Here is a 20439-nt window from a genome sequence, read left to right as displayed (position 1 = left end):
TTATTGAGAAGCAAGATGCTTTGGCTAACATAAGATTCAATATATCTCTATCATTTCTAGGTATTAAACTCTGTTTTAAAGGTGTTACATTTGATAATTGGCTCAGACCTTGTTATGGTGGCGCACTTTTTTGGGAAAATACCTATGGATCATGTAAAAGTTGGCCGCTTAGGCCCTTTTCCGCGGGTAAACAAACCTGTATTTTTAACGTCAGCGCTTTTGATTGTGGTATTCATTATCTTTGGTGCGTTATTTAACGAACAAGCAGAGATCGTCTTTAACCAAGCAAAAGCATTTGTTTCTTTACGCTTTGGTTGGTTCTTTATTGTGGTGGTTAATTTAGCCCTACTGATGAGTGTGTATTTGATATTTAGTCGCTACGGCGATATTAGGCTCGGTCATCAGACAGAGAGACCTGAGTACAATTTAGTGTCTTGGATTGGTATGTTGTTTTCGGCAGGTATCGGTATTGGCTTGCTATATTGGGGAACAGCAGAGCCGTTGTATCACTTTATGGCCCCGCCGCTGGGCGAGGCACAGACCATAGAAGCGGCCAAACTTGCGATGAATATTTCATTCTTGCATTATGGTTTTCATGTGTGGGCGATCTATGGCATCGTGGCGTTGGCATTGGCTTATTTTCACTACCGTGTTGGTTTGCCATTGGCCATCCGCTCAACCCTTTATCCTTTAATCGGTAAAAAAATCTACGGGCCTATGGGTCATACCGTCGATACGCTAGCAGTCTTTGGGACGATGTTTGGGGTAGTGACGACACTGGGTCTTGGCGTACTACAGATCAATTCTGGTCTTGATACGTTATTTGGTATTCCTAATAGCATCACGACGCAGATTGTTTTGATCGCTCTCATTACAGGTCTTGCGGCTTTATCTTTGATGATGGGACTGGATAAAGGAATCAAGCGTTTAAGTGATATCAATATCTTTTTGACGGTCGTACTCCTAAGCTTTGTCATTATCTTAGGGCCTACCCAGTTCATACTGAATAGCTTTATTGAAAATGTCGGTAATTATCTGCACCAAGTCATTCCATTAGGAACGTGGACTGAGTCGTATGAGGGTGAAGATAACTGGCAGTCATATTGGACCATATTCTATTGGGCGTGGTGGATCAGCTGGTCACCATTTGTTGGTGTGTTTGTGGCGCGTATCTCGCGTGGCCGTACTATTCGTGAGTTTATATTGGGTGTGTTACTGATCCCTGTGACGATCCTATTTATATGGTTTACCGCCTTTGGCGGCTCGGCAGTCAACATGGAGCTAATGGCAGCAATCACTCCAGATATGGCAAGTCCAGGTCTTGTTGAAGCCGTAAATGCGGATACAGGTAGTGCTATCTTTAAGTTGATGGAGCTATATCCTTTCACAGACGCGATATCACTATTGATTATTGTGATGATTGTCCTGTGGTTTGTGACGTCATCGGACTCGGCAAGTTTTGTCATTGATATGCTGACTTCAGGGGGCGATACCAATCCGCCAAAAATTCAGCGTTTATTTTGGGCAGGTACGGAAGGGGTGATTGCAGCGGTCCTACTGGCAGCCGGCGGTCTAGGTGCATTACAGGCAGCGTCTATCGTTTCAGGATTTCCGTTTGCTGTTGTTATTGTGATTATGATGTATTCTTTGTTGCGTGGTCTGAGCCGAGACCGCTTGATTTTGTACCGTAACCAGCAGTGGTACACGACTGAAGAATCGGCGGAACACAATTCAGCGAATGAGTTCCCTGATGAAAACTTGTTAAAAGGGCCACCTGTGCTTGAAAAAGACGTCTAAACGCTGGCCGTTGTACATGATGTCTATAAGATACCCAGCTTATGATCAGCTGGGTATTTTTATGGGCGTTTGATGGCAAACGAAAAAGTAAGACTGGGTAGACAATTTAAGATATCGTCAGTTAAAAATACAATCGATACGTGAATATATCTGTGCTAATGGGATAGATTTTTCTTGTTTGCTGTTCACAGGCGTGACATAGGCTGCGCAAGATTTATCCCAGGTTTACTTTATTCCTTTTAAATTGAGGCAGTTATAGACTAGTTACATTCACCTTTTACATAGCCTACTGCTTCAGGTTTACCGCAGGCTGAACAGGCATTCCCTGCTGTACGATAGCTGATGACTGAGCCAACCTGAGTTTTTACGCACACTGGATCATACTGCATGGTACACATGGTATCTGCAGAGCTAGCTGGGGGGCACTGAGTAAAAGGGCCGTCAGGTAGCGAATTTTGGGCATTGGTCGGTTGGGTAGGCGTAGTGTCAGGCGTCACTGAGCTGGGCAGGTAGCTACAGCTTGCTAATGCCATTGTCAGGGTTAAGCCAAACAATGAAGATTTAAGCAGGTTGATCATAATGATATGTCCTTATAAATGTGTGTAATAATGTCCTATTGTCGATAGGCAGTTTTCATATTTTGATAAACCGCCGTTTCGCATTTATAGTAGCGCATTTGTAGATGGCTATCTATAGTCAGGCACAGTAAGTCAGTAAATCTTAAACAATGACCAAAAAAAACCCAAGCTCAGTATAGAGCTTGGGTTTTAATGTTACGATTATAGCAACACTGATTTAACGGTAAGGTATCAAACGCGTTAGAACGTTTTATTCAGCTGACTTATCGTCTTGATTGATTTGTACATATTTATCAAAGTTTTGCGCATAATCAGTCAGGTTGTCGCTTAGCATTTGGCGATATTGTTTGACATAAAACTCAACGATATCGTCTTTTTCTTTGGCAAAATCATCGCCTTTGACAAAACCGATAGAAGCGACTGATGCACTGTAACGTGCTGCTGCGTACAATAGCGAAGCGCCTACTTGTCCTGAATGTGCTTCTGGTCCTAGCTGACTGTTGGCGACACCGATGATGGCATCAGCGCGTTGATAAAATGCCTGCATTTCAGGGGTGATCTCAATGTTTGTATCAACATTGTTGTCTTGAGTGTTGCTGTCTTGAATATTGTCTTGAGACATAAGCGACTCCTAATAAGTGTCGGGGATTTTGAGTTTATAAAGACGATTTGCATATGGTTTTAAACGATTATGTTATAAACCAGCGTCTGCTTTTAAGACCTCAGCTTTGTCTGTTTTTTCCCATGTAAAGGCAGTTTCTGAGCCTGGACGACCAAAATGACCGAAAGTGGCCGTTTGCTGATACATTGGCTGCAGTAAGTTTAGCATGCGGGTAATGCCATAAGGGCGCAGATCAAAATGCGTGCGAATCAGACGAATAATCTCATCATTACTGATTTTGCTGGTTCCAAACGTATTGACAGAGATAGAGGTTGGTTCAGCGACCCCAATGGCATAACTGACTTGTACTTCACAGCGCTCAGCCAGTCCTGCTGCGACGATATTTTTGGCAACGTAACGCACGGCATAAGCGGCACTGCGATCCACTTTTGAAGGGTCTTTGCCACTAAATGCACCGCCACCATGACGCGCCATACCACCATAAGTATCAACGATGATTTTACGGCCCGTCAATCCTGCATCACCAACAGGGCCGCCGATGACAAATTTACCCGTTGGATTGATATGGTAGCGTGTACCAGCATGCAGTAGATCCGCTGGCAGTACTTGCTTGATGATAGACTCCATAACGGCTTCTTGCAGATCCGTTTGCGAGATGCTTGGATCATGTTGTGTCGATAACACAACGGCATCAATCGCCACTGGTTGATTACCATCATATTTTAGCGTCACTTGCGCCTTTGCATCCGGACGTAACCAAGGTAGCTCACCTGCGCGGCGCAGCTCTGATTGACGCTCCATCAAGCGATGAGCGAATTCAATAGGGGCGGGCATTAAGACTTCAGTTTCATTGCTGGCATAACCAAACATAAGACCTTGATCGCCTGCGCCTTGCTCTTCAGGATCACTGCGATCGACCCCTTGAGCAATTTCAGGAGATTGCTTGCCAAGCATGTTAATCACTGCGCAAGTCTCGCCATCAAAGCCTAAGTCGGAATGATGATAGCCAATACCATTCACCGTATCACGCACAATACGCTCAACATCGATATTTGCCGTCGTGGTGACTTCACCTGCTAGTATCACCGCCCCCGTCTTAACCAAGGTTTCGCATGCCACGCGTGCATGTAGGTCTTCACGTAAGATAGCGTCAAGGATGGCGTCTGAGATTTGGTCAGCCATTTTATCAGGATGGCCTTCGCTCACAGATTCGGAGGTAAATAAGTTGTATTCACGCATAATGGGATCGCTTAATTGAATCAATAAGGGTAGGAAAAAGCATGACGCCTGTGCGCCGCTTTGATTAATATTGGCCGTGCAATCAGTTGCTTGGCAGATAATTGGTGTTGCTAGATTTTGGTAATAGAACCAATCCCAAAAAGTATGACTAGCTGTCTCAAACTCGTTTAGCTTGCTATTCAAATTTTTGGCAATGATACAAATTTAAAGAATGCTTTTTTATAGTGATAAATTTGACTAAGACGGACTCTCGCGATTATCCAACCAGTAGGCGCATAGAAACGTTACTAATTAGCTTTAATTGTAGAGCGTTAAGCCAAAATTAACCCTAAAATACCGTCACTGTTGTGCTCATCACCTTATTATAATCATGGTGATTGTCACAATCTCTGGACATAAAATAGGGTTATTCTACCTTGAAATACCATAAAACTCTAGTGAGCAGCACTTGCTTTACTATAAGAAATGCTCAACAGGGCATTTGCTATCGGCAAACGTTGGCATTTAATGAAGGCTTACTGAGATTTATGGTTGGGTCAAGACTGTTGGCACATTATAACTCTAAAAAAGACGATTTATCTTTAAACATACATTCGTCATAGACAGGGCAAGCGCCACATTTGGGCGTGCGTGCTTGACAGGTATAGCGCCCGTGTAAAATAAGATAGTGATGGGCGTCAATCATAAAGTCTTCTGGAATACGCTCGACCAGATTTTTTTCAACGATGAGTACGTTTTTCCCAGTAGCAAGGCCAGTACGATTCCCTACTCGAAAGATGTGCGTGTCGACCGCCATGGTTGGTTGACCAAAGGCGGTATTTAAGACCACATTGGCTGTTTTTCGTCCAACGCCTGCCAGTGATTCTAAATCTTTGCGATTATCAGGGACTGTACTATCAAACTTTTCGATCAAATCACGGCAGGTCTTGATGACGTTTTTGGCTTTGGCGTTGTATAAGCCAATATTTTTGATATAGGATTTTAATCCGTCTTCACCCAGTGCCAGTATCGCCTCAGGCGTATTGGCCACGGGGTACAACTGCTGGGTGGCAATATTGACGCTCACATCCGTTGCCTGTGCAGATAGTATAACCGCCACAAGCAACTCAAAATTACTGTCATAATTGAGCTCAGTGACAGGCTCCTTAATTGTCTCTGCCAGCTTTTCAAAGAATGGACGCACATCACGGTTGGGCATGCGTCTGGATGGCGGTGTGTCGGCTGTTTTATGTTTGACCGTTTTACTCATGGCGTTTGGCTGTTATGTTAGTGAGTGGTGATACAAAATTATAGGCGAGATGTACTATCTGTGTGATTTATTAAAGTATCAATCTCGTAATGAAGGCGCTACTTATAGACTTTCGAGCTCTGCTTGTAGTGCGTCAAGCTCCGCTTGTTTTTTATCATTGGCTCGGACACTTAGCTGTTTTTCTAGTTTTTTAATCTTAGTGCGTAATTTGGCCGCTGCAATGGTGTTTTTTGCTTGCGCTTCACTGATGTTGAAAGATTGACTGGCGGCATTATTCAGTTTGGCTTCTACCATACTGACCACAGGTCTACTGTTGCTACTATCAGTAAGCTGGTCGGTCACGCGTCTTAGATGCGTGTGATAGCGCTGTCTTAAGTCTTCTTGCTCGGTTGCGCGTTCAGAGGTAGAAAGCTTACGCTCTATCGTGACCAAATCAATGCAATCAACAGGACAAGGAGCGATACACAGCTCACAGCCGGTACATAAATCCGTAAAAATAGTGTGCATGTGCTTGCCAGTACCGACGATAGCATCAACAGGGCAGGCAGGAATACACTTGGTGCAGCCGATACAATCATCTTCTCGGATAACGGCGCGTACCTCGGTAGGACGTTCAGATGTCGCGTCTATCGGCCACTGCGAAGGCGCCGCTTTGAGCGTCGTTTTATCGCTATCAGGAGCAACAATTTGAGCGATGGCATTGGTCACTGGCTGACCGCCAGGGACACACTTATTGTACGGTTCGTCACCTAGCACGATGGCAGCGGCATACGGTAGGCACCCATCTGGATGCTCACAAAGCCCGCACTGCGTCTGCGGCAAGCAAGCATCAATGAGTGAAATCTTTGCCTGTGTATCAGCGGGCAGTGTTTCAATGCTCAATGGATCGAACAATATTGGCAGATTGACTAAGCGGATATTGGTGCTATTTTGCATGTCATTAAAAACCTTAATACCAGTAATAGAGGGTGGTATTAGTATGATAAGTATAAAAATAAAGGGCTGAGATACCAGAGTTTGGAATCAGTAACGTATTGCCAAAAGGCATGTTCAGTCAGCAAAACGATTTTGACTAAAACAGTAATTTTAAAGACATAACGTTCAAACCACAACGTTAAAGCGCTGCTGTTGATTAAAGTGTTATTTGTTAAAGTGTTATGCCTTGTTCATGAGCAATCTGCGCAATCAACTCATAAGCAATGCTACCTTTTGACGGTATTTTGGGTAGGTTTGAGACATCAAAAAAATCAGCGTGTGACAGCTCATCTGCTTGGATGACAATGTCACCGCCTGCATAAGAGGCTCGGAAGCCAAGCATCAAATTAGACGGAAATGGCCACGGCTGACTGCTCACATAGCGAATGTCTGCGACGCTAATATTTACCTCTTCTGCTACTTCACGTACTACTGCGTGCTCTAGGCTTTCACCCACTTCTACAAAACCTGCAATGAGACCGTACAGTCGTGGCAGTGTTTGCTCCCCATAGCGATGATGGTGTGCCAGCAATACTTGCATTTCTCCCGTCTGTGGATTGGGACGAGTAATGGCAGTGATGACACAAGGCTGGACACGAGGGTATTGGCGTAATCGACACACTGGACAAACCATGGCACGCTCACCTCGGTCTGCATGAACGACGGCGGCCGCACAGCGACTACAAAACCGTGTGTCTGTCTGCCAACGCAATAACTGTATGGCTTGGCTAATCTGAGTGATTAAAGCCACAGGAAGCTGAGTGATCAGCTGGCGATAAGGAAGAAACACATTACTGCTGCTTTCAGCGACAAGAGGGAGCGCCACGTTATGAGCGACTGCATAATCATACGTAATGGCACTAGCAGCTTGTGCTGTGAAGGTATTGATATCACTGATTTTACGCTTAATGTCTATTGAATCATCTGGCAAGCCATCAGAGAGCCAGTGATTTGGCGCTAGGCTTTCGAGGAGGGTGACATGACCCACCTGATAAGCTTGCGGGTGTCCGCTATCATCTGGATTTGGACGGGTCTGTGGTAATTGAACCTGCAGTGGCCACCAGCCATCTGGCGTTTGTTGGCATAAAACGGTGTCATCACTAAACACAAAAGCACTGGCCATACCCAAAGTTCCAAAACGTTGAAGGCAAGTCTGTATCGTATAAAAAACAGACTTGCTTACAGTAAGATAAATTAATATTTATGGCTGCAAAAAATCGACCATAACACCATGGTCATAGCCACTGAATGGCGCTGTGATTAGGCAGCAAGTAGCTGACTTAAGCTCTGCTGACCGACATCAAGCGCCTGCTTGCTAACAGGACGATTGTGCTCAAAACCATCTAAATGATAGTCGACGGCCATCATGACATCGGCGATGTAGGCTAGCGTGTCATCTTCTATACGTCGTCCGCCTTCGATACGTTGCTCAATATAGTTGGCCAATTGGCTAAGCATACTAGCAGCGGTTGGCAGTTGTAAGAAGCGTACCGCCCCTGCAACTTGGCGCATCATCTCAGGAATATTCTGGATATTGAGCATGTCTCGCTCTGGCTCAGCCAAATAATCATTGACGGCTTGTTCGGCACTGGCAATAGCGGTACGACTTTCTTGTATCAAGGTGTCGCTTGCAGTATTGAGCTGATGCAATGAGATATGCGGATTGTTTAAAGGCAAATAAATCGCCCCTGGTGTATGCATTTCGGCCATAGCGATGGTCGCGTTCTCTGCATGCATCAATGCCAGTAACAAGTGGTCAAACTCATCAGAAGAGGGCGCTCGCCAATATCTGACAGCGTCTGCTGCGGTGCTCAGGCTGTTCGCGGCATTTGTTAGACCAAGCAAGTGGAGTGCGGAGCTCAATGCCGTGAGTTCTTCAATAATTTGTGTCGTCTGCATATCGATTGGATTGATTGAATCACCACGCGCGTAGCTGTCTACATGCTCCTTGATTGTGTTGATTTGGGTTTGAATGATGGTATTTAACGTATCGGTAAGCACACGATTAGGACCAAACAAAAAACGCTTCATTTGCTCAAGCTGAGGGCCTTCTAGATGATTATTGGCATATTGCTCACGCAGTCGCTGTGCTTCTTCATGGTCACGCTGGCAGGCAAAGCTGACCAAATCAGCAAAACGCCTATCCATGATGGGTAAGTAGCTTTGGAACTGCTGCTCTAAATAGATGAGAGTATGTTTTTGGCTCAGATTTAGCGGCAACATAGCCGCAATATCCGTGACGGCCGCATTGGCCGCTTGCCAGAACAGGCTGCTGGTGTTTGATGCTATCAACGCACAGGCTGCACTCATAGCATCAAGTTTTTGTTGATCATCTGGGCTGATGTCACCTTGCTGATGACGCAGAGCGACGCCAAGGCCACTACGGTAAGCATCGGTCAACAACTCACTATCAAGGTTGAGCGCTTTAAGTGGTTGGAAGTTTTGTTCAGGGTTGGCAATAACCACGCTGCTGCTGCCAAAAGCAGAAAAATTGTCTGCTGTGATAGGAGTCTCTTGCCCGTGAGCATTGAGCTTATTAATAACTGGTAATAACAAGGTTGGTTCTATCGACTCTGTCAACAGCACAAACTCGACATAACGATCCAGCGTCATGATGGCTTCTGATAAGTCCATGATTAAGTTGACATCGTTATTATCGCCACTATCATAAAGGCGCTGTAGTCCTTTCACAATAGCGGTATTTAACACTTTTGCACCGACCAAAGAGATCAGCTCAAAGATATAAGACAGCTGCTTTAATACCGTAATAGAATCTAGCAATAAAGGTGCCTGACTACTATCATCAGTAAACTCACTCAAATGAATCTCGGTGTCTTTCAGGGTTACGATGATCTCATCATGCAACAAATGTAGTGAGGGTAGATTAAAATCAGTAACACTAAGTGTTGGGACGGTGAACTTCATTTGCGCAGACTGGTCCATAGTTGTTTTTCCATAAGGTACTGATGCGAATAGCGATGGTTTAAATGAGGCATAAAAAGCGTTTATTAGTGATGTTTTAACGCTTAATATAACAATAATCAAGGCGATAGTATAAACACCAACGTCGTAAATTATTTAAATGACGGTTATATATTGGCTTTAAGCTCAGGATACTCTTCTGCAAGGGCGTTATACCAGTTTTGATTGGCACTCTCATCTGTGGTTGATTTTAGTAATAGAGACGCTAGATTGGCAAAGCTTGCATGCGCTGTTGGTCCGCCGTCGGTCTGTGTGTCTTCTTCAATAGCAAGCGTGACTTGTCCACCCGTCATCGCTAAATAAACTTCGGCCAAGATCTCTGAGTCAAGTAACGCCCCGTGGAAGGTACGATCTTGTTTACCAACGTCTAGGCGACGTACTAAGGCATCTAGCGTGTTCTTTTGCCCAGGATATTGCTGCTTTGCCATTACCAGCGAGTCAGTCACTTGTACGCGCTCGGAGAAGTCGTGCATACCGACTTTGGCAAACTCCATGTTTAAGAAGTTCATATCAAATGAGGCATTATGGGCGATGATTTCTGCGCCGTCCATAAAGTTATACAGCGATTGCGCGACTTGATCGAAGGTTGGCTTATCCGCCAAAAAAGCCTCAGAGATGCCATGAATGCGAATAACCTCATCATCCATACCGCGCTGCGGATTGATATAAACGTGTAGTTTCTCGCCAGTGAATTTGCGTCCCACCATCTCGACAATACCAACTTCAATGATACGATCGCCTTTTAGCGCATCAAGCCCCGTGGTCTCAGTATCCATAATGAGTTGGCGGTCAGCCTCATGGCGGTGTATGGGCTTTGGTAGTAGTGGGGTAAAGTGTGGGTTAGCACGGCTAGTATCACCATCGAACTTTGTGGCACCAGTCGCCATGTCTGGCGTGTGGCTATCTAGGGTGGTATCAGGCATTGGTGCGTGGGTCTCTGGCATATCTGTGGTACTCATTGACATGGGTTTTATCGCATCATTTTGAGAGCGATTGATTTTTATAGTAGTGGCTGGACTTAGCACATGATCGTGCTGATTTTCTAACGGTTCTTCATCATGCTCATCGTCCACCACATCAAAGCCTAAGGGGTCAAAATTTAACCAGTCATCGTTAGAATCGCTAGAAGCCGTGGGTGCTTTATCAGTCGTTATTTGCGCTTTTTTTTTAGACACATCTGCCAATACTGCAGTTGAGGCGTCCTCACTGTTAGAGGTTACGCCTAGGTTTGCCAACTCGTCTGCTTTTTCATTGCCTGCGTGTCCAGCATGTCCTTTTACCCAATGCCAATCAACATCACGCTGTTGACAAAGCTCGTCTAACTGTTGCCAAAGGTCTTGGTTGGCCACGGGTTTTTTACTGGCAGTTTTCCAGCCTCTTTTTTTCCACCCGTCAATCCATTCGGTAATGCCTTTTTTGACATAACTGGAGTCGGTCCAAATCTCAAGTCTTTGTGTAAGTGAGCTATGCGTCAGTGCCTTTATCGCACCCATCAGCTCCATACGGTTGTTGGTCGTCTCTTTGTCACCGCCATATAAATCTTGCGTACTGCCGTCACTAAATATGAGATGTGCGCCCCAGCCGCCCGCACCAGGATTGCCTTTACAGGCTCCATCTGTATAAGCAACCGTCGTATTTGCTTTGGCGGCCAACGGATTCATCGCGTTATTTTTGCTAAACTGCTGCGCTGAGGTGCGATTATCTGACATAACAAATTACTGACCTAATAAATGATAAATGAGGGTGGCGCAAAGAGATTCTTTAGCGTTATTTTCAAGATAGTTATCCCTTAATATGCTGGGCCTGAGTATAACAAATCTATCGTTAATATGGACAGTGCTATCGTGAATATCAGCAGTCTCAGTGCGCAAAATCGCAAAACCACTCATCACATCTTATATGATAATAGTAACTGTCTGGTTTTCTGTTAAAATAGGTTAGGTTGCGACAAGGTGGGTCTGTCGTCTGGCTGAACGAGTCAGTAGCCATTTACTGTACTGACACCACTCTACCGGTCACGCTAATCGTCATGTTTTTGTCACCACTGTATAATGATAATTTCCTTCACACACAAAAGTTTTAATGCATGCAGGATAACCCTATTATGTCCTTACGCTCAAACGTTTTTTCTAAAAGACAGACCCGCTTAGTGTTCAGTATGGCGATAAGCAGCGCGCTATTTTTGACCGCTTGTAGTGAGAGTCATACGCAACCTGAAGCAGAAGTGGTTGAGGCGGCGTCAGACTTATCTGTCTTTGAAGGGTGTTATACGGTAAGCCAAGATGAGCCTGCCCAAATAAAAGTCAGTCAACAGGAGGGCTCGTGGGTGATGCAAATGAAGGAGCCTGCAAGTGCCAAACGTGTTTGGGACAATCCTGAGCCATTAGAGGCGATCGAAAATAGTGCGGTGCCGCAATTTTTCTCTATTGACCCAGAGCATGTCGACGCCGTTATCGGTCGGCCTGATCGAGTACTGGTACTGGCTCATGTCAAACCCGTTTACGCCAATATCGACCCACTCTTAGACAGTGAGTATTTGTCCTACATTTATCGCGGTGCCAATACCATCTATCGTGTGGAGTGTGATGACGTCAATACGGATATTTTAGCCAACCCGCATGCCGATATTGTTATTGAGGATGTGGATGAGCGTATTTAGGTAAGTACTACGAGCGTGAGTTCAGCGTCATTTGTTATCAACAGTTCAGTCATTAGAGTTAGGCAATATGAATTTTTTTAGTTATGTGGTTTTGGGTGGGTTTTCTTATGCGGCTGGTTGGGCGGTAAGGACGTATATATTGGATAAAAAGCCTGAAACTGAACAACCTTACAACCTCAAACATCCTGCTATCTTGGCGTATTTGGGTGGTTTCTTTATTATTATGCTGATTGTCTCTTGGCTAATAGGTCGTTATTTACTCGGGCACGTTGCCATTGATTTACCCTTTATTATTATTAATAGTATCGTGGCGACCTTTGTCTATTCGTTCGGGCTTAATCCCGAAAAATCTCGTTATGATGTCCCTAATTAAGAGAGCTGATAGATTTAATAAACAAGAAAAAGCCATGATCAAACCAATGATCATGGCTTTTTTAGTCACGTAATTGTCTATGGCTTTAAGCGTTGGGCGGTTATGATTTTTTTTGAATATCGGTACTATTCTTAGTGTTTGATTGACTCTTAGTGTTTGATTGACTCTTAGTGTTTGATTGACTCTTAGTGTTTGATTGTTCTTCTTTCTGACCGTCCGATTGCTCTTCTTTCTTAGAAGTCGATTGTTCTTGTTTCCATGCTTTGTATTTATGTAGATCTTTTTTAGCTTGCTTTAGGAAAAATCTGAGTACCAGTGCGTCATCGACATAACCGATGAATGGAATGGAGTCTGGAATAAGGTCAATAGGATTTAGTGTATAAATCGCACCAATCACGCCAGCTGAGATGGTTTTAAAAGGAATCTTACGATAGTCGCCTTTGTAGTAGTCTTTGATCAGACTCATGAATAGCATCAAATCATCGCTAAAAGGTTCAAGATAGCTATTATCTTCTAGTTTTTCTTTGAGCTTGTCTTCTTGGCCTATCAGGTGTTTCAAATTGGAGACAAGTGCGTCGTGTTTATCAGTGTTTTTATTAAACATAATTATTATCCTTACTTATTTGCGATGAATTTGTATTTACAGTAACAAATCTAATCGCCCTATGTTGTGTGTCTCGGTAGCGAAAAAGTAAAGATGGGTAAAGGTTGGGCAACTTGGCGTGTGGGTAAATACGCTACCATAGACGAGCGTGATAACATGCGTATCCTGCACGTACTCGCGCCATAAACACGGCATTAAAGCGGATGAATAATCAATATAAAAGCATACAGGTAGTAGCAAAGCATGGGTTCAAAAATACCGTCTATACAGCCATCAAGTCGTGCAACACACACGCAGCCAAAGACAGCGACCGAAATAAGTACTGGATTAAATCGCCGGCAGTTTTTGCGTCGAATAGGCATTGGTGCCGGTACTGCAGCCTTAGCAGCCCAAGGGATCTCTCAAGTTTTTGCAGCCAGTCCTAGTGAGCATAATGGTCGTTTGCAGATTACTAAGGACGATTTGCCCACGGCGTTATTGGATGAGCGTTTACCATCGCAGACGTCATTTTCACAAACAAGCTGTATCACACCAACGATTGAGACACGAATTTTTGCCAGCTCCAATGTTGGCGGTAGTGAGGAGCGCAATCAGCTGGCGTTGGATCGGCTGGCTTGTGCCGGTTTTAAGGTGAATAACCCCGCGATTACCACTCGGCAGTATTTGCGCTTTGCAGGCACTGATGTACAGCGAGCCGGCGACCTACAAAATATCGCGACTGGTGCGATAGCGGCGCCTAAGCTGCTGCTAGGCGTACGCGGTGGATATGGTGCGATGCGTTTACTACCCATGGTGGATTGGTCAACGCTTGGGCGCATTATGGCGGAGCGCGGTACGATACTGGCAGGCTTTAGTGATGTGACGGCTATCCAGTGTGCGCTACTGGCAAAAGGGGCGATGAGCTCACTCGCGGCACCGATGCTTTATAGCGAGTTTGGCAAAATAAAACCCGACCAAGTGACGTGTCGACAGTTTGCTGCGGCCCTGAGCAATCCCAATTTAACCATCACGGTACAAGATGCGTCTTTAACCAGCCAGCAGTTACCCAGTATGCTGACAACGGGTGAGCCAAAAGTCTTGAGGGGCACCATTTGGGGTGGCAACCTGAGCGTGGTATCGGCGCTCGCAGGTAGTGAGTATCTACCGCGGCTCGAAGGTGGTATTGTATTTTTAGAAGATGTGGGCGAGCAGGCGTATCGTATTGAGCGTATGCTTTATGATTTGTATTTGGCAGGCGTGTTTAAGGGTCAGCAAGCGATCGTGTTTGGTGCGCTATCTGGGGCAGGGGAGGACAGTTACGACAAACGTTATGACGTTGCCACCGTGGTTCGTCAATTGCATAAGCTCACAGGCTTACCGATTTATAGTGGCATGCGTTTTGGCCATATTGGACAAAAACACAGCTTCCCACTTGGGGCAATTTGCCAAATTAGTCCAAACACAAGCAATGGCTATCAGCTAGCTTTTACCAACTACCCAACCATCAAGGCAGATGCCATGCACGTTGCAGGCTTGTGGCAAGCGGTTTAAGCGTTCAATGCTATCATTGCTAAATGGGCAGCCGCGAAAACTTATCCTGATACTCTTTAGGCGTTAGTTCCGTGGCACGTTTAAACAAGCGGGTAAATGAAGAGATATCATCATAACCAACGTGATCGGCCAGCGATTTAATCGTCACATCGCCTGATTCTAACAAACGTTTTGCCTGCTCAATTCTGACAGCTTGAATGTACTCAATCGGACGCATGGCGACACAAGACTGAAAGCGTCTGTTCAAGGTACGCGGGGTGATATTGACCATATTAGCCAAACGACTGACTTGAATAGGCCGATGGAAGTTTGCTTCGATAAACTCTTGTACTTGTTTGACGAGCGGGTCTGAATGCGGTTTGTGCAACGTCACGTTTGTATAACTGTTTTGATTGCCTCTTTTACTGTCGATAATCTGAGTTCTTGCCACTTGCGTAGAAATCTCACGCCCGCAGTAGCGCTCTATCAATAATAATCCCAAATCATAAAAAGCACTACCACCCGCGGCACAGAATATATTACCCGATTGGGTGACAAATTGATTCTCCTGTAAATCAACGAGTGGAAAATCTGCTTTAAATTTACTCGCATAACCCCAATGAGTCGTGGCTATCTTATCGTCTAGTAGTCCTGCCTTTGCCAAAAAGAACGCTCCGCTACAATTGCTGGCAATATCAGCCTTGGTCTTAGCCAGTCGCTGTAGGTGCGGTAGCAGCTCACTGTTTTGTCTTAATACTTTATCGATTGAATCACCAATGGTGGGTATTAATAATAAATCGCATGCCGTGACGTCTTGAATGTCGCAATGCGCTTGCATGAGTAAGCGATTGCTGCATCTGATATCCACACCGCCTAGGCTCGCTATTTGCACATTAAATCTAGGCTCAACTGCCTCATCCAAAAATCGCTGCCAGCTGACACCAGTGAATGAAAACAAGTCCAATGCGCCAGCAAGCACACTACCGAGCACCCCATCGAATCCCAAAATAATGACTTTAAAAGGTTGGTAGTTAGGCATCTGTGTCGGCTTTCCTTTGATAGCTATTACCCAAATAGACAGTTTTTTAGCTAAAAACTTCTGATGGTATGTCTTATTTGACCATAATTATGTCATAAATGACAATACGGCAAGGCGCGAAATTAGCTTAGTATCTATTGATAACCAATTTTTTTGTTAACGACAATACTAACGAGAACATTATGGCCGCAGAGACGCTTATCAATGATTTTGAAGTACCGTTCCAATTATACGATGTTTTGGACACTGAAACGCTGACCGAACATCCCAAATTCTCAGAGCATAGCCGCGAGACATTCGATGCGGTATTAGACACCGCTAACAAAATAGCAACCGATTTGTTTTTGCCGCACAACCATGTTGCCGATAAAAACGAGCCGCAGTTTGATGGTAAAAAAGTCAGCATGATAGATGATGTGAAAGTCGCCTTTGATGCGTTTCGTGAGTCGGGCTTTATCGCGGGTCGTTATAGCTTCGAAGATGGTGGGATGCAGCTGCCTGAAACAGTGATGACAGCAGTGGCAGGCTATTTTATGGCGGCCAACCCATCAACGACTGCGTATCCATTTTTGACCACAGCGGCAATCAACGTGCTCTCACACTTTGCCAATGACGATATCAAAGCGGCCTTTATGCCGCGTATGCTGACGGGGGACTTTACTGGAACGATGGCACTGACAGAGCCACATGCGGGGTCATCGCTTGCTGATATCAAAACCACCGCGGTAAAACAAGACGATGGCTCATATCGTATCAAAGGCAGTAAGATTTATATCTCAGCAGGCGATCACGAACTGTCTGACAATATTGTCCATCTGGTATTGGCCAAAATTCCAGGCGGGCCTGGCGGTGTCAAAGGGATTTCTTTGTTTGCCGTGCCAAAATATCGCTTAAACGATGACTTGTCGGTTGGCGAGAGCAATGACGTGCATTTGACTGGACTGATTCATAAGCTTGGTTATCGAGGGGCTACCTCGACGGCATTGAGCTTTGGTGATGAAGGCGAGTGCCATGGTTATCTGATTGGCGAAGCGCACTTTGGTCTGCGTTATATGTTCAAAATGATGAATGAGGCACGTATCGCGGTTGGTTTTGGTGCCTCTATGATTGGCTATCGGGGTTATCAGTACTCGCTAGATTACGCCAAAGACCGAATGCAAGGTCGAATCGCACCGAACAACAAGCCTGAAGATGCCGCCACGGCAATCATCCAGCATGGCGATGTAAAGCGTATGTTACTCGCGCAAAAAGCCTACTCTGAGGGCGGTATTTCCTTGTGCTTATACGGCTCAAACCTTATCGACCGTATCAATACTTGTGAAGACGAAACGCTAAAAAATGAGCTGTCAGAACTATTAGACTTACTCACACCAGTGTTAAAAGCATGGCCGTCTGAGTATGGCCCTAAAGCCAATGACTTGGGCATTCAAGTATTGGGCGGTGCCGGTTATACGCGCGAATATCATGCCGAGCAGTTTTGGCGTGACAACCGTCTCAACCCCATCCACGAAGGCACAAATGGCGTGCAAGCCTTAGATTTGTCATTTCGCAAGTTATGGCAAAAAGGCGGTCTTGGTATTCAGATTCTAAAACGTGAAATCACGCAAGATCTAACCAGCATCACCACGCCTGAGAGCGCAGCGCTTGCGGGTAAATTAACGCCTTATATGGGTCATCTGCATGACGTGCTGGTGCATTTAAGCAAAGTTTTACAGACTGAAGAGGCGGTAACGCTTACTGGCAACGCCCAAGCGCTCATGAATGTTTTTGCCTCCATTGTGCTGAGCTGGATTTGGATTCGCCAAGCGAGTAAAGCTGAGCAACTGTTAAGTGAGACAACCGATGCTGAAAAACAAAATTTCTATCAGGGAAAAATACAGGCGGCAAAATATTTTATCGATTGGGAATTACCATTAATCAATCGCGATATCGCAATTTTAACCCACAACAATTCTGTTTGCACGGACATGCAAGCCGACTGGTTCTAAAAACCTCTCTAAGGAAAGAGTAATGACAACAATCAACAAGCAGTGGCGACTAAAAGCAAGACCCGTTGGCGAACCGAGCGCCGATACTTGGGAATATACCGAGACAGAACTGCCGACCATCAAAGACGGACAGTTGCTGATAAAAATTGAGTATATCTCTATGGATCCGGCGATGCGTGGGTGGCTCAATGACGCAAAGTCTTACATCGAGCCGGTACAGATTGGTGATGTCATGCGCGCTGGTACGGTGGGTGAAGTTATTGCAAGCAAGCATGAGAAGTTTGCCGTTGGTGATTATGTGGCTGGTCACAATGGTGTGCAGTCGTATGCCGTCAGTGATGGTACGGGCCTGCACAAAGTCGATCCAAATCTCGCACCCTTGTCTTATTACTTGGGCGTATTGGGTATGCCGGGCATGACTGGCTATTTTGGTTTGTTAAAAACAGGGGAGCCAAAAGCAGGCGAGACCGTTGTCGTATCTGGCGCGGCAGGTGCGGTTGGTAGTTTGGTTGGTCAAATTGCCAAAATTAAGGGCTGCCGAGTCGTCGGTATCGCAGGCGGTAGCGAAAAATGTCAGTTCTTGATTGATGAGCTTGGATTTGATGCGACGATCGATTATAAAAATGAAGATGTAAAAAAAGCACTGAAGAAAACCTGCCCAGATGGCGTTGATGTGTATTTTGACAATGTTGGTGGCGATATTTTAAATGACGTACTCACCCAGATTAATCTGCGCGCGCGTATCGTTATTTGCGGTGCGATTAGCCAATATAACAACACCACAGCGGTCAAAGGCCCATCAAATTACTTGTCATTATTGGTCAATCGCGCGCGTATGGAGGGTATTGTGGTGTTTGATAATATCAAGGAATACCCAATCGCGATGAAAGAGATTGCGGGCTGGATTCAGTCAGGTGATATCAAAGTAAAAGATCATATCGTTGAAGGTATCGAGACCTTCCCTGATACCTTAATGATGCTTTTTAAAGGGAAAAATTTTGGCAAGTTGGTACTTAAGGTAGAGGGATAAATCATGACACCAAATATAAATGGAGTAGCAAGTAATGTTGCTGGTAAGCGCATTTTGATTACGGGCGGTGCTTCTGGTATCGGTGCAGCCAGTGCGTTACTACTGGCCAGTCGCGGCGCAAAAGTTGTGATTGGCGACAGGGCAGAAGAACTAGGCGCTGCCATCGCCAAGCAAGGTCAAGATGCTGGCAATAGCATTACCTTTAAAAAGGTAGATGTCACCAGTGGCGATGAAGTACGAGCGTTATTTGCTTTTGCTGTGCAAGCGCTTGGTGGCCTCGATGTCGTGGTAAACAACGCTGGTATCGATCATAAACCTGCCCCCATGCATGAGCTAACTGAGGAAGATTTTGACCGCAATATCGCAGTGAACCTAAAAGGTGTCTGGCATTGTATGCGTGCTGCGGTTACTTGTATGGCACCAACTGGCGGTGGTCATGTGATTAATGTGGCGTCCATTGCAGGCTTGCGATCTGCGCCCATGTTGTCTATTTATAGCGCCGCCAAACATGGCGTCATGGGGCTTACCAAGTCTGCGGCCCATGAATACGCCCGTGTCAATATTCGCTTTAATGCGGTGTGTCCCAGTTTTATCGATACACCAATGGTGCGTAATACCATGGCAAATATGGACGAGCGCGCGCAGCAAGCCACCATCAAGGCCAGCCCACTGCGCCGTTTGGGAGAAGTTGATGAGGTGTCTGGTGCGATTGCATGGCTGGCCAGTGACGAGAGCAGCTTTATGAATGGTCATGCCTTTACCCTCGATGGCGGTATGTTGGCTTAGTGTCTAAAGTATTTATTAAAATATAAGGAATAACGATGAAGGATTTATTTGATTTAACCGGTAAGATTGCCTTAGTGACGGGTGCCAGCCGCGGTATTGGCGAATCTATTGCACGTCTGCTTGCCTCAAGAGGGGCACACGTGATTGTCTCTAGCCGCAAAATCGACGCTTGCCAAGCAGTGGCTGATAGCATTATTGCTGATGGCCATAAAGCCAGTGCTTTTGCTTGCCATGTGGGAGATATGGAGCAGATTGATGCGATTTTTGAACATATCAAAAGTGAATTTGGTCAGATTGATATTTTGGTCAATAACGCCGCCGCCAACCCTTATTACGGGCATATCTTAGACACCGATTTAGCGGCTTTTGATAAGACCGTTGAAGTTAACATTCGCGGCTACTTCTTTATGTCGACCGCTGCGGGCAAGATGATGCGCGAGCAGGGCGGCGGCGTCATTTTAAATACCGCATCCGTGAATGGTTTGGTCGCAGGTGACAAGCAAGGTATTTACTCAATCACTAAGGCGGCTGTCATTAGTATGACCAAAGCCTTTGCAAAAGAGTGTGGCCCGTTAAATATTCGTGTGAATGCGTTATTGCCAGGCTTGACCGATACAAAGTTTGCCTCTGCCTTGACCACCAATGATAAAGTCTTAAAAATGGCGCTGCATGCCATCCCTTTAGGGCGCGTGGCTGATCCCGATGAGATGGCTGGCACAGTATTATATCTAGTGTCTGACGCATCGAGCTATACCACAGGCGCGACCGTGGTGGTAGATGGCGGCATGCTCGCCTAGCTTCGTGTTGCTGATAGAAGCACAGAAACCGTTTTTAAAAAAAACCGCATAAGAGTCATTTCTGTGCGGTTTTTGGTTTAACGCCTGAATTGAATAAAAAACTTCTTTAGACTTCTACTATCGTATCGCGTTTACGACCCTTCCTATACGCAAACCAGCTCGGTAATGGCATAATAAACACAAAGAACCAAACTGGCAGAGACGGACATAAA

General features: G+C 45.3%; 18 protein-coding genes. 8 read left to right on the top strand and 10 right to left on the bottom strand.

Annotation, left to right across the window (positions count from 1 at the left end; all coding sequences use genetic code 11):
• Positions 1–144 precede the first annotated feature (144 nt).
• The gene (locus DVY93_RS01190) at positions 145–1797 is read left to right on the top strand and encodes a BCCT family transporter (RefSeq protein WP_230708448.1); all 1653 of its coding nucleotides are present in this window, start codon (positions 145–147) and stop codon (positions 1795–1797) included.
• A gap of 260 nt (positions 1798–2057) precedes the next feature.
• On the opposite strand, the gene DVY93_RS01185 is transcribed toward DVY93_RS01190, so the two are convergent.
• The 8 genes from DVY93_RS01185 to dnaQ all read right to left on the bottom strand — a co-directional run bounded on the left by DVY93_RS01185 (position 2058) and on the right by dnaQ (position 11151).
• Complete coding sequence (locus DVY93_RS01185; RefSeq protein ID WP_193005462.1) at positions 2058–2375, bottom strand: hypothetical protein; 318 nt, start codon at positions 2373–2375, stop codon at positions 2058–2060.
• 250 nt (positions 2376–2625) lie between these two features.
• On the bottom strand, positions 2626–2997 hold the full coding sequence (locus DVY93_RS01180; RefSeq protein WP_227670157.1) for a DUF3144 domain-containing protein: 372 nt from the start codon (positions 2995–2997) through the stop codon (positions 2626–2628).
• Between the two features lie 72 nt (positions 2998–3069).
• Positions 3070–4236, bottom strand: a complete 1167-nt coding sequence (metK, locus tag DVY93_RS01175) for a methionine adenosyltransferase (protein ID WP_230708667.1) — start codon at positions 4234–4236, stop codon at positions 3070–3072.
• Positions 4237–4789: 553 nt separating this feature from the next.
• On the bottom strand, positions 4790–5485 hold the full coding sequence (gene nth, locus DVY93_RS01170; RefSeq protein ID WP_230708445.1) for an endonuclease III: 696 nt from the start codon (positions 5483–5485) through the stop codon (positions 4790–4792).
• Between the two features lie 102 nt (positions 5486–5587).
• Positions 5588–6421, bottom strand: coding sequence for an RnfABCDGE type electron transport complex subunit B (locus DVY93_RS01165; RefSeq protein WP_230708443.1), 834 nt, complete (start codon positions 6419–6421; stop codon positions 5588–5590).
• A gap of 211 nt (positions 6422–6632) precedes the next feature.
• On the bottom strand, positions 6633–7583 hold the full coding sequence (nudC, locus tag DVY93_RS01160; RefSeq protein WP_230708441.1) for an NAD(+) diphosphatase: 951 nt from the start codon (positions 7581–7583) through the stop codon (positions 6633–6635).
• Between the two features lie 137 nt (positions 7584–7720).
• Complete coding sequence (locus tag DVY93_RS01155) at positions 7721–9403, bottom strand: hypothetical protein (protein ID WP_198334635.1); 1683 nt, start codon at positions 9401–9403, stop codon at positions 7721–7723.
• Between the two features lie 146 nt (positions 9404–9549).
• On the bottom strand, positions 9550–11151 hold the full coding sequence (gene dnaQ / locus DVY93_RS01150; protein ID WP_230708439.1) for a DNA polymerase III subunit epsilon: 1602 nt from the start codon (positions 11149–11151) through the stop codon (positions 9550–9552).
• A 395-nt stretch (positions 11152–11546) separates the two neighbouring features.
• On the opposite strand from dnaQ, the gene DVY93_RS01145 reads away from it, so the two are divergent.
• Positions 11547–12101: a hypothetical protein gene (locus DVY93_RS01145; RefSeq protein WP_230708437.1), complete on the top strand. Its 555-nt coding sequence runs from the start codon at positions 11547–11549 to the stop codon at positions 12099–12101.
• Positions 12102–12168: 67 nt separating this feature from the next.
• On the top strand, positions 12169–12474 hold the full coding sequence (locus DVY93_RS01140; protein WP_193005470.1) for a hypothetical protein: 306 nt from the start codon (positions 12169–12171) through the stop codon (positions 12472–12474).
• Between the two features lie 100 nt (positions 12475–12574).
• On the opposite strand, the gene DVY93_RS01135 is transcribed toward DVY93_RS01140, so the two are convergent.
• Entirely contained in the window at positions 12575–13078 is a 504-nt protein-coding gene (locus tag DVY93_RS01135) for a YkvA family protein (RefSeq protein ID WP_230708436.1), read from the bottom strand.
• A 243-nt stretch (positions 13079–13321) separates the two neighbouring features.
• Between DVY93_RS01135 and DVY93_RS01130 the strand changes: the two genes are divergently transcribed.
• The gene (locus DVY93_RS01130; RefSeq protein WP_230708434.1) at positions 13322–14608 is read left to right on the top strand and encodes an LD-carboxypeptidase; all 1287 of its coding nucleotides are present in this window, start codon (positions 13322–13324) and stop codon (positions 14606–14608) included.
• Positions 14609–14627: 19 nt separating this feature from the next.
• Here the strand turns inward: DVY93_RS01130 and DVY93_RS01125 are convergent, their stop codons facing one another.
• Positions 14628–15626 (bottom strand): GlxA family transcriptional regulator, encoded by a 999-nt coding sequence (locus DVY93_RS01125; protein ID WP_193005473.1) that lies wholly within the window; start codon positions 15624–15626, stop codon positions 14628–14630.
• A 182-nt stretch (positions 15627–15808) separates the two neighbouring features.
• Between DVY93_RS01125 and DVY93_RS01120 the strand changes: the two genes are divergently transcribed.
• From DVY93_RS01120 to DVY93_RS01105, 4 genes are read left to right on the top strand one after another with little or no spacing between them, the layout of a single operon-like run.
• Positions 15809–17614 (top strand): acyl-CoA dehydrogenase, encoded by a 1806-nt coding sequence (locus DVY93_RS01120; protein ID WP_230708428.1) that lies wholly within the window; start codon positions 15809–15811, stop codon positions 17612–17614.
• A gap of 22 nt (positions 17615–17636) precedes the next feature.
• Positions 17637–18644: an NADP-dependent oxidoreductase gene (locus tag DVY93_RS01115; RefSeq protein WP_230708426.1), complete on the top strand. Its 1008-nt coding sequence runs from the start codon at positions 17637–17639 to the stop codon at positions 18642–18644.
• 3 nt (positions 18645–18647) lie between these two features.
• Positions 18648–19430 carry an SDR family NAD(P)-dependent oxidoreductase gene (locus DVY93_RS01110; protein ID WP_230708424.1) on the top strand — a complete coding sequence of 261 codons (783 nt, stop codon included), beginning with the start codon at positions 18648–18650 and terminating at the stop codon, positions 19428–19430.
• Between the two features lie 35 nt (positions 19431–19465).
• Positions 19466–20227, top strand: coding sequence for an SDR family oxidoreductase (locus DVY93_RS01105; protein WP_198334644.1), 762 nt, complete (start codon positions 19466–19468; stop codon positions 20225–20227).
• Positions 20228–20439: the final 212 nt, after the last annotated feature.

Origin of the sequence: Psychrobacter sp. CCUG 69069, assembly GCF_021023115.1 — a bacterium.
In the GTDB taxonomy this organism is placed as follows: domain Bacteria; phylum Pseudomonadota; class Gammaproteobacteria; order Pseudomonadales; family Moraxellaceae; genus Psychrobacter; species Psychrobacter namhaensis.
The sequence above is the reverse complement of the archived record's forward strand: the minus strand, read 5'-3'. Positions and strand labels throughout refer to the sequence as shown.

What these genes read in the sequence shown, in the direction of transcription:
- DVY93_RS01190 (WP_230708448.1), top strand. Translation starts at nt 145, where the DNA reads ATGGATCATGTAAAAGTTGGCCGCTTAGGCCCTTTTCCGCGGGTAAAC.
- DVY93_RS01185 (WP_193005462.1), bottom strand. Translation starts at nt 2,375, where the DNA reads ATGATCAACCTGCTTAAATCTTCATTGTTTGGCTTAACCCTGACAATG.
- DVY93_RS01180 (WP_227670157.1), bottom strand. Translation starts at nt 2,997, where the DNA reads ATGTCTCAAGACAATATTCAAGACAGCAACACTCAAGACAACAATGTT.
- metK (WP_230708667.1), bottom strand. Translation starts at nt 4,236, where the DNA reads ATGCGTGAATACAACTTATTTACCTCCGAATCTGTGAGCGAAGGCCAT.
- nth (WP_230708445.1), bottom strand. Translation starts at nt 5,485, where the DNA reads ATGAGTAAAACGGTCAAACATAAAACAGCCGACACACCGCCATCCAGA.
- DVY93_RS01165 (WP_230708443.1), bottom strand. Translation starts at nt 6,421, where the DNA reads ATGCAAAATAGCACCAATATCCGCTTAGTCAATCTGCCAATATTGTTC.
- nudC (WP_230708441.1), bottom strand. Translation starts at nt 7,583, where the DNA reads ATGGCCAGTGCTTTTGTGTTTAGTGATGACACCGTTTTATGCCAACAA.
- DVY93_RS01155 (WP_198334635.1), bottom strand. Translation starts at nt 9,403, where the DNA reads ATGGACCAGTCTGCGCAAATGAAGTTCACCGTCCCAACACTTAGTGTT.
- dnaQ (WP_230708439.1), bottom strand. Translation starts at nt 11,151, where the DNA reads ATGTCAGATAATCGCACCTCAGCGCAGCAGTTTAGCAAAAATAACGCG.
- DVY93_RS01145 (WP_230708437.1), top strand. Translation starts at nt 11,547, where the DNA reads ATGTCCTTACGCTCAAACGTTTTTTCTAAAAGACAGACCCGCTTAGTG.
- DVY93_RS01140 (WP_193005470.1), top strand. Translation starts at nt 12,169, where the DNA reads ATGAATTTTTTTAGTTATGTGGTTTTGGGTGGGTTTTCTTATGCGGCT.
- DVY93_RS01135 (WP_230708436.1), bottom strand. Translation starts at nt 13,078, where the DNA reads ATGTTTAATAAAAACACTGATAAACACGACGCACTTGTCTCCAATTTG.
- DVY93_RS01130 (WP_230708434.1), top strand. Translation starts at nt 13,322, where the DNA reads ATGGGTTCAAAAATACCGTCTATACAGCCATCAAGTCGTGCAACACAC.
- DVY93_RS01125 (WP_193005473.1), bottom strand. Translation starts at nt 15,626, where the DNA reads ATGCCTAACTACCAACCTTTTAAAGTCATTATTTTGGGATTCGATGGG.
- DVY93_RS01120 (WP_230708428.1), top strand. Translation starts at nt 15,809, where the DNA reads ATGGCCGCAGAGACGCTTATCAATGATTTTGAAGTACCGTTCCAATTA.
- DVY93_RS01115 (WP_230708426.1), top strand. Translation starts at nt 17,637, where the DNA reads ATGACAACAATCAACAAGCAGTGGCGACTAAAAGCAAGACCCGTTGGC.
- DVY93_RS01110 (WP_230708424.1), top strand. Translation starts at nt 18,648, where the DNA reads ATGACACCAAATATAAATGGAGTAGCAAGTAATGTTGCTGGTAAGCGC.
- DVY93_RS01105 (WP_198334644.1), top strand. Translation starts at nt 19,466, where the DNA reads ATGAAGGATTTATTTGATTTAACCGGTAAGATTGCCTTAGTGACGGGT.